General features: G+C 59.7%; 15 protein-coding genes. 6 read left to right on the forward strand and 9 right to left on the reverse strand.

Annotated elements, in window-relative coordinates:
• Window positions 1-102: 102 nt before the first annotated feature.
• Window positions 103-1,092 (reverse strand): LysR substrate-binding domain-containing protein, encoded by a 990-nt coding sequence (locus M5C56_RS31975; protein ID WP_247263491.1) that lies wholly within the window; start codon window positions 1,090-1,092, stop codon window positions 103-105.
• A gap of 85 nt (window positions 1,093-1,177) precedes the next feature.
• On the opposite strand from M5C56_RS31975, the gene M5C56_RS31980 reads away from it, so the two are divergent.
• The 5 genes from M5C56_RS31980 to M5C56_RS32000 all read left to right on the forward strand — a co-directional run bounded on the left by M5C56_RS31980 (window position 1,178) and on the right by M5C56_RS32000 (window position 5,479).
• The gene (locus M5C56_RS31980) at window positions 1,178-2,347 is read left to right on the forward strand and encodes a M20 aminoacylase family protein (RefSeq protein WP_103497574.1); all 1,170 of its coding nucleotides are present in this window, start codon (window positions 1,178-1,180) and stop codon (window positions 2,345-2,347) included.
• 65 nt (window positions 2,348-2,412) lie between these two features.
• Entirely contained in the window at window positions 2,413-3,201 is a 789-nt protein-coding gene (locus M5C56_RS31985) for an ABC transporter substrate-binding protein (RefSeq protein WP_103497575.1), read from the forward strand.
• A 90-nt stretch (window positions 3,202-3,291) separates the two neighbouring features.
• On the forward strand, window positions 3,292-3,981 hold the full coding sequence (locus tag M5C56_RS31990; protein ID WP_103497576.1) for an ABC transporter permease: 690 nt from the start codon (window positions 3,292-3,294) through the stop codon (window positions 3,979-3,981).
• Window positions 3,978-4,691, forward strand: a complete 714-nt coding sequence (locus M5C56_RS31995) for an ABC transporter permease (protein ID WP_103497577.1) — start codon at window positions 3,978-3,980, stop codon at window positions 4,689-4,691. The genes M5C56_RS31990 and M5C56_RS31995 overlap by 4 nt, the downstream gene beginning before the upstream one ends.
• A 20-nt stretch (window positions 4,692-4,711) precedes the next feature.
• Window positions 4,712-5,479: an ATP-binding cassette domain-containing protein gene (locus M5C56_RS32000; RefSeq protein ID WP_103497578.1), complete on the forward strand. Its 768-nt coding sequence runs from the start codon at window positions 4,712-4,714 to the stop codon at window positions 5,477-5,479.
• A gap of 189 nt (window positions 5,480-5,668) precedes the next feature.
• Here the strand turns inward: M5C56_RS32000 and M5C56_RS32005 are convergent, their stop codons facing one another.
• From M5C56_RS32005 to M5C56_RS32040, 8 genes are all read right to left on the reverse strand, one after another.
• Window positions 5,669-6,070: a type II toxin-antitoxin system MqsA family antitoxin gene (locus M5C56_RS32005; RefSeq protein ID WP_103497579.1), complete on the reverse strand. Its 402-nt coding sequence runs from the start codon at window positions 6,068-6,070 to the stop codon at window positions 5,669-5,671.
• A 2-nt stretch (window positions 6,071-6,072) separates the two neighbouring features.
• Entirely contained in the window at window positions 6,073-6,369 is a 297-nt protein-coding gene (locus M5C56_RS32010) for a type II toxin-antitoxin system MqsR family toxin (protein ID WP_103497580.1), read from the reverse strand.
• Between the two features lie 190 nt (window positions 6,370-6,559).
• The gene (locus M5C56_RS32015; protein WP_103497581.1) at window positions 6,560-6,781 is read right to left on the reverse strand and encodes a formate dehydrogenase subunit delta; all 222 of its coding nucleotides are present in this window, start codon (window positions 6,779-6,781) and stop codon (window positions 6,560-6,562) included.
• On the reverse strand, window positions 6,778-9,666 hold the full coding sequence (fdhF, locus tag M5C56_RS32020; protein ID WP_103497582.1) for a formate dehydrogenase subunit alpha: 2,889 nt from the start codon (window positions 9,664-9,666) through the stop codon (window positions 6,778-6,780). The genes M5C56_RS32015 and fdhF overlap by 4 nt, the downstream gene beginning before the upstream one ends.
• A complete protein-coding gene (locus tag M5C56_RS32025) occupies window positions 9,663-11,225 on the reverse strand; it encodes a formate dehydrogenase beta subunit (RefSeq protein WP_247263492.1) in 1,563 nt (520 codons plus the stop codon). The genes fdhF and M5C56_RS32025 overlap by 4 nt, the downstream gene beginning before the upstream one ends.
• Complete coding sequence (locus M5C56_RS32030; RefSeq protein ID WP_103497584.1) at window positions 11,222-11,698, reverse strand: formate dehydrogenase subunit gamma; 477 nt, start codon at window positions 11,696-11,698, stop codon at window positions 11,222-11,224. The genes M5C56_RS32025 and M5C56_RS32030 overlap by 4 nt, the downstream gene beginning before the upstream one ends.
• Window positions 11,699-12,371: 673 nt before the next feature.
• Window positions 12,372-12,821 (reverse strand): hypothetical protein, encoded by a 450-nt coding sequence (locus M5C56_RS32035; RefSeq protein WP_103497585.1) that lies wholly within the window; start codon window positions 12,819-12,821, stop codon window positions 12,372-12,374.
• Window positions 12,822-12,924: 103 nt separating this feature from the next.
• Window positions 12,925-13,827, reverse strand: a complete 903-nt coding sequence (locus M5C56_RS32040; protein WP_103497586.1) for a LysR family transcriptional regulator — start codon at window positions 13,825-13,827, stop codon at window positions 12,925-12,927.
• 139 nt (window positions 13,828-13,966) lie between these two features.
• On the opposite strand from M5C56_RS32040, the gene M5C56_RS32045 reads away from it, so the two are divergent.
• Window positions 13,967-14,095: SDR family NAD(P)-dependent oxidoreductase (locus M5C56_RS32045; protein WP_247263493.1), on the forward strand; the 129-nt coding region annotated here is incomplete at its 3' end.

Raw genomic sequence — 14,095 nt, forward strand, 5'->3', positions numbered from 1 at the left:
CAAGTGATGTGGCTGTATGCCCATGGAGGCATACATTTCAACCGTTAGCTGAATGGCCGGACGAGCGATCCGTCTGCCTTAAACAGTAATACGGGTTGGGGCTCACAGTCTCAGCCGTAAGGTTTCAAAAAGCTGCCGATCTTCCTTTTTCGCCGAGCGAGCATGACGCCGGATGACCTGCAACAGGCAATCCGTGAAGCACTGTGCCGGCTTGCTCAGCGCGCCATTGCGGCGTGTCACGATGCTCAACTGCCTCGGTTCGAACTGTTCCTTCAGCCCCAGGGAAACCAATCGACCAAGAAAGGGCGGCGCCATACTCACAATCGACGGTCCCCAGGTGCACATATCAGCCCGTTCGACCATCATCTGCAAAATGGCCAGCGAATGAGCACGGACGATGCGTTTTTCATCGATCTGCGCGCCATGCTGCCAGAACAACTCCTGCATCAGCCCATCGTGCCCGTCCGGCGCATAGTTCAGCGTCCAGTCCTGTTCCAGCAGTTCATGAATCGATCGTGCATCCTGTCGAGCATGCCCCTGACGGACCAGCACCGACGTCTGGTAATCCAGCAAAATTTCGCTGGCAAACTCCTGGGCCGATTGCGTCGGGTGCAGTTGGCCAATCGCAAAATCCATGCTGCCATCACGCAACAGCGGCTGGGCCACCGCCATCAGGCTTTCAAACAACTCCAGGCGGATCTCCGGCATTTGCTCACGAAAGGCCACCACCACTTCGGGCAAGAACGTCAGCGCAATCCAGGGCGTGACCCCGACACACAGTCGCCCCTGAGCCTTGCCACGCAAGTGATCGAGTTCGGTTTGCGCATGTTCCAGCTGCTTGATCACCAACCGGGCATGAGTCAGCAACACCTTGCCGTATTCGGTGAAGCTCAAGCCGCTGGGTGTTCGAGTGAACAGCGGTAGCTGCTGGCTGGTTTCAAGCTCGCGTAGCGCTTTGGTCACCGCGGCCTGGGAAATCTCCAGCGAACGCGCCGCCGCCCGGATACTGCCGGTTTCAGCACTGGCAATCAGCGCCTGTAATTGATGCAGCTTCATCCGCTCACCCTGGTGACAACTCATGGTTGTCATCATAACCAAACTGAGTCTCCCCAGCCCAGAGTCCCTTCCCTAAGATCCACCCCATCAACCGCTCAGATCTTGTCGAAGGGGTACAACAATGGATGCCGGCCATGTCCTGCCTGGTATTGCAGCGATACAGGATGAAATGATCGCGTTGCGTCACGGCATTCACGCGCATCCCGAGCTGGGTTTTGAAGAAGTCGTCACCAGCGAGCGTGTTGCCCAATGTTTGACCCAATGGGGTTTTCAGGTCAGCACGGGCGTTGGCAAGACCGGGGTCGTCGGTACCCTGAAAAACGGCGAAGGCCGCTCCATCGGTTTGCGTGCCGACATGGATGCACTGCCGATTCAGGAAACCAGCGGCCTGCCCTATGCCAGCCGGATCGACGGTGTCATGCATGCCTGCGGCCACGACGGTCATACGGCAACCTTGTTGGCCGCCGCCAGGCACTTGGCCCACACCCGGGCGTTCAACGGCACCCTGCAAGTGATTTTCCAACCGGCCGAAGAAGGGCTGGGCGGTGCGCGGAAAATGCTGGAGGAGGGCCTGCTCGAACGTTTTCCGTGTGACGCGATCTTTGCCATGCATAACGTGCCGGGTTATCCCGTCGGGCACCTGGGCTTCTATAGCGGACCGTTCATGGCGTCGGCCGACACGGTGACGATCACCATTATCGGCAGTGGCGGCCATGGCGCCGTGCCGCACAAGGCGGTCGATCCGGTGGTGGTCTGCTCGTCCATTGTGATGGCGCTGCAAAGCATCGTCTCGCGTAACGTCAATCCACAGGAAATGGCGATTATCACGGTGGGCTCCCTGCATGCCGGTAGTGCGTCGAATGTCATTCCGTCCAACGCCCGGATGAGCCTGAGCGTGCGGGCGCTGACGCCTGAGATCCGCCACTTGCTCGAAGTCAGGATTACCGAGCTGGTCCAGGGTCAGGCTGCCAGTTTCGGTGCCCGCGCCGAGATCGACTACCAGCATTGTCATCCCGTATTGATCAACCATCCTGAGCAAACCGCGTTCGCCCGCGAGGTTGCCCTGGACTGGTTGGGCGAAGAGCAACTGATCGACGACCTGCGCCCCTTCACCGCAAGTGAGGACTTCGCCTTCATCCTGGAAAAGTGCCCCGGCAGTTATCTGGTGATTGGCAACGGTGAGGGCGAGCGCGGCTGCCAGCTGCACAACCCCGGCTACGACTTCAATGACGCCTGCCTGCCGATCGGGGCGAGCTACTGGGTCAAGTTGGTCGAGCGTTTCCTGAGTTGAGACGCCGTCTTTTCGCGCGTCAGTCTGTACGAAACATCGTCTTTGATCTGAAGAGGAAAATAACAATGAACAAGATGATTGCGGCTGTATCCCTGGTTTTCCTGACGGCCTCCAGCCTGGCCGGCGCGGCCGACTGGTCCGGCAAAACCTTGAAGTTGGGTGTCGACCCCACGTACCCACCGTTGGAATACAAGAACAAGGACGGTTCCCTGACCGGCTTTGGCGTCGATATCGCCGAAGCACTCTGCGCCGAGCTGAAAGCCCACTGTGTCTGGGTGGAAAGCAGCTGGGACGGGATGATCCCGGCGCTGCTGGCGCGCAAGTTCGACGCGGTGGCGTCGTCGATGACCGTGACGCCCAAGCGCCAGGAGCAGATCGCCTTTACCGACAAGGTCTCCAATGCGCCGGCGCGGCTGGTGGTGAAGCGCGGATCGGGGCTGCTGCCGACCCTCGAGTCACTCAAGGGCAGGCGCATCGGCGTGGAGCAGGGCTCGACCCAGGAGGCCTTTGCCAAAGCCGTCTGGGGGACGAAGGGCGTGGACGTTCTGTCGTATCAGAATCAGGACCAGGTCTACGCCGACCTGGTGGTGGGCCGACTCGATGCCTCGCTACAAGGCGCCATTCAAGCCAGTTACGGCTTTCTCGGCACCGCAGCGGGCAAGGACTATGAGTTTGCCGGGGAGACCCTGGATGATCCGACCTTTTTCGGTGTCGGCGATGGCATCGGCTTGCGCAAGAACGATGTCGAGTTGCGCGAAGATCTGAACAAGGCCCTGGCGACGATTCTGGCCAATGGCACTTACGCGCGGATCAATAAAAAGTACTTCGATTTCGACGTCTACGGCGCGAAATAAGCCCCTCGCTACCTTGAATGGAGCGGTCGTGCGCACCGCTCCGTTACAGCATCCCCTTCACCTCACTCTAATAAAAACAAGGAGAGTGAAATGCTCCTGGAAGGCTTTGGCCCGCAGATTTTGCTGGGTACCCTGGTCACCCTCAAACTGGCGCTCTGGTCGCTCTCGATCGCCGTTCTGGCAGGGCTGCTCGGCGCCAGTTCGAAGTTATCCTCCAATCGTTTACTGCGAGCACTGGCCACCGGTTATACAACGGTGATTCGCAGCATGCCGGATCTGGTGATCATGCTGTTGCTGTTCTTCAGCCTGCAAATGTTGCTCAACCGGATGACCGATTGGCTGGGCGTCGGCCAGGTCGATATCGACCCATTCCTGGCCGGTGTCGTCACCTTGGCGTTCATTTACGGGGCCTACTTTACCGAGACGTTTCGCAGCGCATTCCAGGCCGTTCCGGCTGGTCAGCTCGAAGCGGCGCGGGCTTATGGCATGAGCCGCTGGAACACCTTTCGCAAGGTGCTGTTCCCGCAAATGCTGCGTCACGCGTTGCCGGGCATCGGCAACAACTGGCAGGTGTTGATCAAGTCCACGGCCCTGGTCTCGATCATCGGCCTGACCGATGTGGTCAAGGCCACGCAGGATGCGGGCAAGGGCTCACTACAGTTCTTCTACTTCACCCTGGTCGGCGGTCTGATCTACCTCGCCATTACCACCGTGTCCAACGGGGTATTGATGTGGCTTGAGCGCCGCTACTCGGTGGGTGTCAGGACGGCCGCCCTATGACCGGCATTCTCGGCGACTACTGGCAGGCTTACCTCTGGCGCGACGGGCCGTATTTTTCCGGGTTGGTAGTGACCTTGTGGTTGCTCATTCTGGCGGTGCTGACTGGCTTCTTGTTGGCGCTGCCGTTATCGCTTGCCCGGGTCAGCCGCAATCCGCTGCTGCGCCTGCCGGTCTGGGGTTACACCTACGTGTTTCGCGGCACGCCGTTGTATATCCAGCTGCTGTTCTTCTACACCGGTGTGTACAGCTTGCAGATGGTCCGGTCTCAGGATTTCCTCAATGCGTTTTTCCGTGACGGGTTCAACTGCACGGTGTTGGCGTTCGGGCTCAATACCTGTGCCTATATGACCGAAATCTTCGCCGGCGCCATCAGGGCGGTTCCCCACGGTGAAGTCGAGGCCGCACGCGCCTTCGGGATGAATCGCTTCACGCTGTATCGGCGGATTGTCCTGCCCTCGGCGTTACGCCAGGCCCTGCCGCTGTTCAGCAATGAAGTGATTCTGATGCTGCATTCCACCTCGGTGGCGTTCACCGCCACGGTGCCCGATTTGCTGAAGATTGCCCGGGATGTGAATTCGGCGACCTACGCCTCTTTCACGGCCTTTGGCATTGCCGGGGTTCTGTATGCCGGTAGCGCGTTTTTCCTGATCTGGCTGTTTCGACGTGGCGAGCTGCATTGGCTGGCCTACCTCAAACCCCGGACGCACTGACCCCAAGCGGATTGGCTCGAATGTATAAATTGATCGTTGAAGATGTGCATAAAAACTATGGCAGCCATGAAGTTCTCAAGGGGGTCTCGCTCAAGGCCAAGGCGGGTGATGTGATCAGCATCATTGGCTCCTCGGGTTCTGGAAAAAGTACCTTCCTGCGCTGTATCAACCTGCTCGAACAGCCGTCGGCGGGGCGCATCACTGTCAATGCCGAGGAACTGCTCACACGCAAGAACTCGGGGGGCGACTTGTGTGCGGCCAATCCCCGGCAGTTGCAGCGGATGCGCAGCCAGTTGTCGATGGTGTTTCAGCACTTCAATCTGTGGAGTCATATGACGGTGCTGGAGAACCTTATCGAGTGTCCGATGAGTGTGCTGGGTCTAGCTCGCAAGGAAGCCCTGGAGCGGGCACGTCATTACCTGGCGAAGGTCGGCCTGGCGGCAAAGGTCGAGGGCCAGTATCCGGCCCATCTGTCCGGTGGCCAACAACAGCGTGTCGCCATTGCCCGTGCGCTGGCCATGGAGCCCCAGGTGATGCTGTTCGACGAACCGACTTCGGCCCTGGATCCTGAACTGGTGGGCGAGGTGCTCAAGGTCATGCAGCAATTGGCGGAGGAAGGCCGGACGATGGTGGTAGTCACCCATGAAATGGCATTTGCCAGGCAGGTGTCGAACCATGTGGTTTTTTTGCATCAGGGCAGGATAGAGGAGCAGGGAGACCCGAACAGTGTCTTTGAAAAGCCTCGCAGCGAGCGGTTGCAGCAGTTTCTGGCGGGGAGTCTTAAGTAGTGATGCCGGGTTGAGCAATCAGGGGGAGTATTGGTAGGTTTCGTACGTCATCGTTCATCGCGAGCAAACTCGGAATTTATAGCAATACAGTATTTTTTGTTTTCCAACCGTCGAAAAAAAGACCTTGAAACTCAAGGTCTTTTTTCAAACGAACACAAGGTGTATAGCTGGAGTGCGAGCCCCAGGACCTCAGGCCATTCTGACTTCATTCAGCAGTTCAGGATGACGGTCCAGCACCTTGAGCAGTTTCACCAACGCCAACGAGGGTCTGGTTTTACCATTCTCATATCGAGAGAAAGCATTGATTCCCCCGCCAAAGATCTCAGCCGCCTCTCGTTGATCAAGAGAGAGTTTCTTGCGTACGCTGGCAATAAATCCAGGGTCGACAATGGCTGCGTTGACCTGTTTCGAGAAAGCACGCATTTCACGCATGACGCGATCTGATTCGGTCATATCCAGGATCGATTCGGCGCACGCCGGACAGAAGTCGCCTGTCACCGCAGTGATCGTGGTGGTTTCGCCCTTGTAGGTATGGGGCAGGTCACGTGTATCGTGGATCAGCTCCGCCGCGCCGCAAACAGGACATTTCATGTTCATAACTCCTTGAAGGACACGATCAGCACGTCATCGATAACCGTCAGCTTTAAATACACGTCGCCCACCTGCGTGCTGGGGCGGTACACGTCTTGCCAGATCATGTGATCGGCATGGGTCGTCATGCTCTTGTAGAAGTCCGTTGCTGTCAGCGCCGTCACGACCGCCAGCATATCTGGCAGCTCTAGCCCCAACTCATTCGCGCCCGCTCGTGCGGTGTGGGTGGTGCGTACTTGTCCCGCTTCGACCAAGGCTTTGACGATGGATAGCTTGCAATGCGGGATGCGTTTTTCCATGAGATTAGATACTAACCTATTAGGTTTTTATTTGGCAATTTGGTGGGCGTTTCGGCTGTATTGGAAACCAGCTTACTCCGTAGTGATGGAGGGGGCTTTGGAGGTGTATTTCAAGATTTGAAAGGCGTTGAAATGCCCCCTTGGTCTGTCGTCACCGACCAGGGGGGCAACCCCAAGCGATTGTGTGGACCTAAGCCTCCCACCCCGCGCCACTGACCGCCGCCTGCGCCAGCGGGTGCAAGTCAGCGCCCTGATGCTCCGTCTGCCAGGCCAGCAACTCCTTGCGCATGCCCGGTGTCCAGAACATCTGCAGATGATTACGCACGCCGAGCACGGCCTGTTGCTGGTCTGGTTCGGTGGCGAAGTACTGGGCGATCTGGTTGGCCATCTTGATCAGGTTTTCAGTACTCATCGGCGCACCTCGGCTTTGGCTCCGGCGCTGCGTTCATGGCGGCGCTCATCAAGCAGGCGTTGTTGTTCGTCGCTGAATGCCTGATAGCGTTTCTGCCACTCGGAAGGGTGGTAGACACGGCTGACTTCGACGGCGGTGACCTTGTACTCCGGACAGTTGGTGGCCCAGTCGGAGTTGTCGGTGGTGATGACGTTGGCCCCCGATTCCGGGAAGTGGAAGGTGGTGTACACCACGCCCGGGGCGACCCGTTCGGTGACCCGCGCGCGCAGTACGGTCTGTCCGGCGCGGCTGCCGATGCCGACCCAGTCGCCTTCGTTGATGCCACGGCTCTCGGCATCGCTCGGGTGGATTTCCAGACGGTCTTCGTCGTGCCAGGCGACGTTCTCGGTGCGCCGGGTCTGGGCGCCGACGTTGTACTGGCTGAGGATGCGCCCGGTGGTCAGCAGCAGCGGATAGCGATTGTTGACCTTTTCCTCGGTGGGGATGTAGCCGGTAAGCATGAAGCGGCCCTTGCCGCGCACGAATTCCTCGATGTGCATGGTCGGCGTGCCATCCGGTGCCTCGGCGTTGCACGGCCATTGCAGGCTGCCGTGGCGATCCAGTTCGGTGTAGCTGACATTGGTGAAGGTCGGCGTCAGGCTGGCGATTTCATCCATGATTTCCGACGGGTGCTTGTAGTTCATGGGGTAACCCAGGGCATTGGCCAGGGCCACCGTGCCTTCCCAGTCGGCCTTGCCGCCCAGGGGCTCCATGACTTTGCGCACCCGGGAGATGCGCCGCTCGGCGTTGGTGAAGGTGCCGTCCTTTTCCAGGAACGAACTGCCCGGCAGGAACACATGGGCGAACTTGGCGGTTTCGTTGAGGAAAATGTCCTGCACCACGATGCATTCCATAGCCGACAGGGCCGCGGTGACATGCTGGGTATTGGGGTCGCTCTGGGCGATATCTTCGCCCTGGCAGTACAGGCCCTTGAAGCTACCGCTGAGGGCGGCTTCGAACATATTGGGGATGCGCAGCCCTGGGTCGGGTTGCAGGCTGACGTGCCAGGCCTGTTCGAACTGCGCCCGTACCACCTCGTTGGAGATGTGCCGGTAACCGGGCAATTCGTGGGGGAAGGAGCCCATGTCGCAGGAGCCCTGCACGTTGTTCTGACCCCGCAGTGGGTTCACGCCCACGCCTTCGCGACCGATATTGCCGGTGGCCATGGCCAGGTTGGCGATACCCATCACCGCGGTGCTGCCCTGGCTGTGTTCGGTGACGCCCAGGCCGTAGTAGATCGCCGCGTTGTTGCCGCCGGCATACAGGCGGGCGGCGGCACGGATATCGGCAGCGGCGACGCCGCAGATCGGGCCAAGGACTTCCGGCGAGTTTTCCGCGCGGCTGACGAATTCGCTCCAGCGGGCGAAATCGTTGCCCTCGCAGCGGGCGTCGATAAAGGCCTGGTCGAGCAGCCCTTCGGTGACGATGACGTGGGCCAGGGCATTGAGCATGGCAACGTTGGTGCCCGGGCGCAGGGCCAGGTGCAGGTCGGCGCGACCATGCACGGCGTCCACCAGGTCGATGCGCCGTGGGTCGATAACGATCAGCCGCGCGCCTTCACGCAGGCGGCGTTTAAGTTGGGAGGCAAACACCGGGTGGGCATCGCTGGGGTTGGCGCCCATCACCAGGATCACATCGGCCTGCATCACCGAGTCGAAACTCTGGGTCCCGGCGGATTCGCCCAGGGTTTGTTTCAGGCCATAGCCTGTGGGCGAATGGCATACCCGCGCGCAGGTGTCGACGTTGTTGTTGCCGAAGGCGGCCCGCACCAGTTTTTGCACCAGGTAGGTTTCTTCGTTGGTGCAGCGGCTGGAGGTGATGCCGCCGATGGAGTCGCGGCCGTATTTCTGCTGCAGCCGGCGGAATTCGCTGGCGGCATAAGTTACTGCTTCATCCCAGCTGACTTCCTGCCAGGGATCGTTGATGTGCTTGCGGATCATCGGCTTGGTGATGCGATCCGGGTGGCTGGCGTAGCCCCAGGCAAAGCGCCCCTTGACGCAGGAGTGGCCGTGGTTGGCGTGGCCGTTCTTGTCGGGAACCATGCGCACCAGCTTGTCGCCTTTCATCTCGGCGCGGAACGAGCAACCCACGCCGCAATAGGCACAGGTGGTGATCACGGCACGTTCGGGCTGACCCAGTTCGACCACGCTTTTTTCCATCAGGGTCGCGGTGGGGCAGGCCTGCACACAGGCGCCGCAGGACACGCATTCCGAGTCGAGGAAATTCTCGCCACCGGCGGCTGAGACCCGGGATTCGAAGCCGCGTCCGGTGATGGTCAGGGCAAAGGTGCCCTGGGTTTCTTCGCAGGCGCGCACGCAGCGGTTGCAGACGATGCACTTGCTCGGGTCGTAGTCGAAATAGGGGTTGGAGGTGTCCTTCTGGTCGGCCAGGTGGTTTTCACCTTCATAGCCGTAGCGCACTTCCCGCAGGCCGACCTGGCCGGCGACGGTTTGCAGTTCGCAGTTGCCGTTGGCCGAGCAGGTCAGGCAGTCCAGCGGGTGATCGGAGATGTACAGCTCCATGACGTTGCGGCGCAGGCTGGCGAGTTTCGGTGTCTGGGTGTGCACGCTCATGCCTTCGCTGACCGGTGTGGTGCAGGACGCCGGGTAGCCGCGCATGCCGTCGATTTCCACCAGGCACATGCGGCAGGAGCCGAAGGCTTCCAGGCTGTCGGTGGCACACAGCTTGGGAATGGTGGTGCCCAGCAGCGCGGCGGCACGCATCACCGAGGTGCCTTCGGGCACGCTGATGCTGCGGCCGTCGATATTCAGGGTGACCTGCACCTGGCTGTCGCGGGCCGGGGTGCCGAGGTCGATATCGGTATTCGGGTCGAAGAGAGTGATCATTGCTCGGCCTCCGAGGATTGCAGACCGAAGTCGGCGGGGAAGTACTTGAGGGCGCTGGCCACTGGATAGGAAGTCATGCCGCCCAGTGCGCAGAGCGAACCGTATTGCAGGGTGTCGCACAGGTCCTTGAGGATGAGCGCCTGGGTATCACGACCGTTCTGGTCCGGTGCGGCGAGCAGGCGGTCAATGACTTCCACGCCACGGGTCGAGCCGATGCGGCAAGGGGTGCATTTACCGCAGGATTCCTCGGCGCAGAACTGCAGGGCGAAGCGCGCCATGCGGGCCATGTCCAGGCTGTCATCAGCCACTACCACGCCACCGTGACCGAGCATGGCGCCGATGGCGGCGAAGGCTTCGTAATCCAGGGGCGTGTCGAATTGGCTGGGTGGCACCCAAGCGCCGAGGGGGCCACCGACCTGGGCGGCCTTCAGTGGCCGACCGCTGGCAGTACCTCCGCCGTAGTCTTCCACCAGTTCCCGCAGGGTCAGGCCAAATGCCCGTTCCACCAGGCCGCCGTGACGAATATTGCCGGCCAGTTGGAAGGGCATGGTGCCCAGGGAGCGGCCCATGCCGTAATCGCGATAGAACTGCGCGCCCTTGGCCAGGATCAGCGGCACCGAGGCCAGGGTCAGCACGTTGTGCACCAGGGTCGGCAGGCCGAACAGACCCTTCAGGGCGGGAATCGGCGGCTTGGCGCGGACGATCCCGCGCTTGCCTTCGAGGGAGTCCAGCAGCGCGGTTTCCTCGCCGCAGATATAGGCGCCGGCACCGACGCGCACTTCCATATCAAAGGCCAGGCCGCTGCCGCTGACATTAGATCCAAGGTAACCAGCGGCGCGGGCGATATCCAGTGCGTCGCGCAGTGTGGCCACGGCCTGTGGATATTCCGAGCGCACATAGATGTAGCCGTAGCTGGCGCCGACGCTGATACCGGCGATGGCCATGCCTTCGATCAGCAAAAAGGGGTCGCCTTCCATCAACATGCGGTCGGCGAAGGTGCCGGAGTCGCCTTCGTCGGCGTTGCAGACAATGTATTTCTGCGCCGCCTGGGCGCTGCGCACCGTGCGCCATTTGATCCCGGCGGGGAAGGCTGCGCCGCCACGGCCACGCAGGCCTGAGTCGAACACGGCGGTAGCGGTCTGCTCGCCGCCCAGGGCGATGGCCTGGGTCAGGCCCTCGAAGCCGCCGTGGGCTTGGTAGTCCTCAAGAGATAGCGGCCGGGTAATCCCGGCACGGGCGAACAGCAGGCGTTGTTGTGTCTTCAGATAAGGCAACTGTTCCACCGGGCCCAGGGCCAGGGGATGGGCGGATGGATCGCCTTGCAGCGCATCGAGCAGGGACGGCACATCGGCAACCGTCAGCGGGCCGAAGCCGATTCGGCCTTGCGCGCTGTCGATTTCCAGCAGCGGCTCCAGCCAGTACAGGCCGCGGGAGCTGGTGCGTTGCAGGTCCAGCGGCAGATTGCGTTCGCGGGCCTGGGTGGCCAGGGCCACGGCGACCTCATCGGCACCCACGGCACGGGCAAGGGAATCGGCGGGGAGATAGAGGCTCGGCATCATGCGTCCTCCCGGCAGGTATCGAGCAGGGCATCCAGGCGCTCGGCGCTGAGCCGCGCATGCACCTGTCCATCCAGTTCGAGGGCCGGCGAGCAGGCGCAGGCGCCGAGGCAATAGACCGGGCGCAGGCTGATGTTGCCGTCGGCACTGCTGCCGTGGTCGTCCAGTTGCAGGCGTTCGCGCAACTGCGCGGCGAGCTGCTCGGCGCCGCGGCTCTGGCAGGACTCGGCACGGCAAAGACGCAGGATATGCCGGGCCGGGGGCGCGGTGCGGAAGTCGTGGTAGAAGCTGATCACCCCGCGTACCTCGGCCTGGCTCAGGTTGAGGGCGTGGGCAATCTCGGGGACGGCGGCATCGGGGATGTAGCCGATGCCCGCCTGAATCTCATGAAGGATGGGCAACAGTGCGCCGGGGGAGCCCTTGTGGCGCTCCAGCACGTTGTTGACCATAGGCAGGTGCAACATCTCATCAGGCATACGGCATTCCTCACGGTCACGGACAAACCAGGCGGTTGTCGGTTGTCCGAAAGTGTCGGCTGCGGCACTCACGCCACGTCACGGTATCGTGGCATTTCAGGCCGTTGGCCAGGCACCCTGGGCGGGCATCTTGTTGGGCCCGATGCGGTCTTTGCCGCACCTCTTCAGGGCATAAAAGGCAGCTTGCCACGCGGCCTATGATTCGCCTGCACCAAAGCGACGTACGCGGTTCTTTTTGCGACCGCCTGTTGAGTCTAGATGAGTGCTGACCGAGGTGTTGTCCACGAGGGGGCGGGGTGCCTCTTTTTCCAGAAAGTGGAGGCGAAAAAAAACCGCCTTAGTAGGGCGGTTTTTTCCGCAAGTCTGGCATAAAGCCAGCTTGCATATCTCACAGAGACCATCGACGTGGAAACTCATTTTACTGAGACCTTTTTCCGCTCGCAATATTTGGGTGTGACCGAAGGTTTCCAGAAGCACCAAGAGATTGCCTTGCACTGACATATCTTGATTAATGCGGTCACACAATGGGTGCTTGCTTCAGGTCTTCGTTCTCAAGAAATCAAGTTCGGACATTGGCACGCTCCTGCTCAGGACCGGTTTATAGAGAATTATAGAGCAATTATAGACCTATTATAGTGCCCGGTTTAGAAGGTGTGGGGCAGATTATGGTGAATTATAGAGTGATTATAGAGCGACTCGGGTTGAGCGTCGGTGTAGTTGGGTAGCGAGTATATACACGCTTTGCATGGTTTAACGCTCGCTGGAATTGTTCCCCTATACAGAATGCGATAGCGGCAAGAAAAAAAGGGATCTCAAAATACAATGGGGCTTTGATCCATCGCTTGAGTTTCGGCGGAATGGCATCGACCTCTTGTTGGGTCAAGAGCCCACGCCAGATAAACATCTTGGGGAATATGATCATCATGCTGATCACCCCTTGTCTCATCGAGCGATCTTTGAACGAGCTTCCGCCCCACCAGCGGCGATCACCGATTATCATTGCATTATTATTGAAGTAGGGCTCGACCAGATCCAATTTTGTATTGACGACATAGGTTGACAAGCCAATACCAAAGAGCATGAAAAATATACTAAAAACAGCTAATAGCGGATAAATGGTCATAAGCCTTTCCACTTATACATCAGATCCCCATCTGCCGAACCGGCACCTGGCGAATTTTCATGATTAGTCGGGCGTCATGAGCACACCAAGCTGACTACTGCAATTATGATGGTCTGGGTTGATCGTTAAATGCAGAGTTTTTTGCGAACACCTCGGCGATGAAATCCATGAATACAATGGCCCTTTTGGGGAGAAGCCGGTCGGCAACGTAAATGACTTGCACGGGGACAGCCGGAGCTGCGTAGTCCCTAAGCAACACCCGCAGATTGCCATTTTTCAGCCCTTCCTCGTAAAGCCATTCGGGCCCCTGTGCGATCCCCAGTCCCTCGTTTACACACTTTCGTATGGCCTCAGGCGAGTTGACCCGAAGCCTGCCAGAAACGGGAACATCGATATCCCGAAAGCGCCATGTGGTGCCTGTCGACAGCAGGGTGTAGATCAGGCAATCGTGCGTTCTCAGATCATTGGGCGTCGTGGGGATTCCGCGTTTGGCCAGGTATCCCTTGCTGGCAACGCATACACGCTCGAACCAGCCTAGCGGCCGGGCACGCATTGCGCTGTCTTCCAGATGTCCGATGCGGATCGCCAGTTCAGCCCCTTCGTCGACCAGATTCACATAGCGATCATTGATCTGCAGGTCGAGCGTCAACTCTGGATAGCGCTCCAGAAATGTGGATACATGCGGCACCACGAATGCATGGGCTAGCGCGGTCGGGCAGGCGACTCGCAACAATCCGGACGGGGCGACGTTCTCCCTGAAGGACGACTCCGATTCTTCCACGGCATCGAGAATGCGCCGGGCATCTGCGTAATAGCGTGCTCCCTCGGGAGTGAGGGCAAGCTTTCGTGTGGATCGGTGAAGCAGCCTGGTTTGCAAATGATCTTCCAGCGCCGCCACATAGCGGCTGACGTTAGGCTGCCCCAGCCCCAGGTCACGCCCCGCAGCCGAGAAGCTTCCTGTCTCAACAGCGCGAACAAAGCAGGTCATCAGCAGTAGTCGATCCATCTAGGCCTCTCATTCATGCAATACCAGCATGAAATGTATTCGAATAGGCCATCTTATCAACGCGCAGGTATGAATACATAGTTTCCCTCTGGCAGGTCAGTACATCGACTGACCGTGAAAAACCGAAAAGGAAACTTACATGTCCCGATTGCAAGGCAAACGCACTCTCATCACCGGCGGCACCAGCGGCATTGGCCTGGAAACGGCTAAGCAGTTCCTCGCCGAAGGCGCGCGCGTGATCGTTACCGGAGTCAATCCGGAGTCCATC

The organism is Pseudomonas sp. MWU13-2862, assembly GCF_023242495.1.
GTDB lineage: Bacteria > Pseudomonadota > Gammaproteobacteria > Pseudomonadales > Pseudomonadaceae > Aquipseudomonas > Aquipseudomonas gingeri_D.

Bases quoted from the DNA above. Each gene is read 5' to 3' on its own strand.
- M5C56_RS32015 (WP_103497581.1), bottom strand. From the start codon at position 6,781: ATGAGTACTGAAAACCTGATCAAGATGGCCAACCAGATCGCCCAGTAC.
- M5C56_RS32040 (WP_103497586.1), bottom strand. From the start codon at position 13,827: ATGGATCGACTACTGCTGATGACCTGCTTTGTTCGCGCTGTTGAGACA.
- M5C56_RS32005 (WP_103497579.1), bottom strand. From the start codon at position 6,070: ATGAAATGTCCTGTTTGCGGCGCGGCGGAGCTGATCCACGATACACGT.
- M5C56_RS32000 (WP_103497578.1), top strand. From the start codon at position 4,712: ATGTATAAATTGATCGTTGAAGATGTGCATAAAAACTATGGCAGCCAT.
- M5C56_RS31995 (WP_103497577.1), top strand. From the start codon at position 3,978: ATGACCGGCATTCTCGGCGACTACTGGCAGGCTTACCTCTGGCGCGAC.
- M5C56_RS31975 (WP_247263491.1), bottom strand. From the start codon at position 1,092: ATGATGACAACCATGAGTTGTCACCAGGGTGAGCGGATGAAGCTGCAT.
- M5C56_RS32035 (WP_103497585.1), bottom strand. From the start codon at position 12,821: ATGACCATTTATCCGCTATTAGCTGTTTTTAGTATATTTTTCATGCTC.
- M5C56_RS32025 (WP_247263492.1), bottom strand. From the start codon at position 11,225: ATGATGCCGAGCCTCTATCTCCCCGCCGATTCCCTTGCCCGTGCCGTG.
- M5C56_RS31990 (WP_103497576.1), top strand. From the start codon at position 3,292: ATGCTCCTGGAAGGCTTTGGCCCGCAGATTTTGCTGGGTACCCTGGTC.
- M5C56_RS32030 (WP_103497584.1), bottom strand. From the start codon at position 11,698: ATGCCTGATGAGATGTTGCACCTGCCTATGGTCAACAACGTGCTGGAG.
- M5C56_RS31980 (WP_103497574.1), top strand. From the start codon at position 1,178: ATGGATGCCGGCCATGTCCTGCCTGGTATTGCAGCGATACAGGATGAA.
- fdhF (WP_103497582.1), bottom strand. From the start codon at position 9,666: ATGATCACTCTCTTCGACCCGAATACCGATATCGACCTCGGCACCCCG.
- M5C56_RS32010 (WP_103497580.1), bottom strand. From the start codon at position 6,369: ATGGAAAAACGCATCCCGCATTGCAAGCTATCCATCGTCAAAGCCTTG.
- M5C56_RS31985 (WP_103497575.1), top strand. From the start codon at position 2,413: ATGAACAAGATGATTGCGGCTGTATCCCTGGTTTTCCTGACGGCCTCC.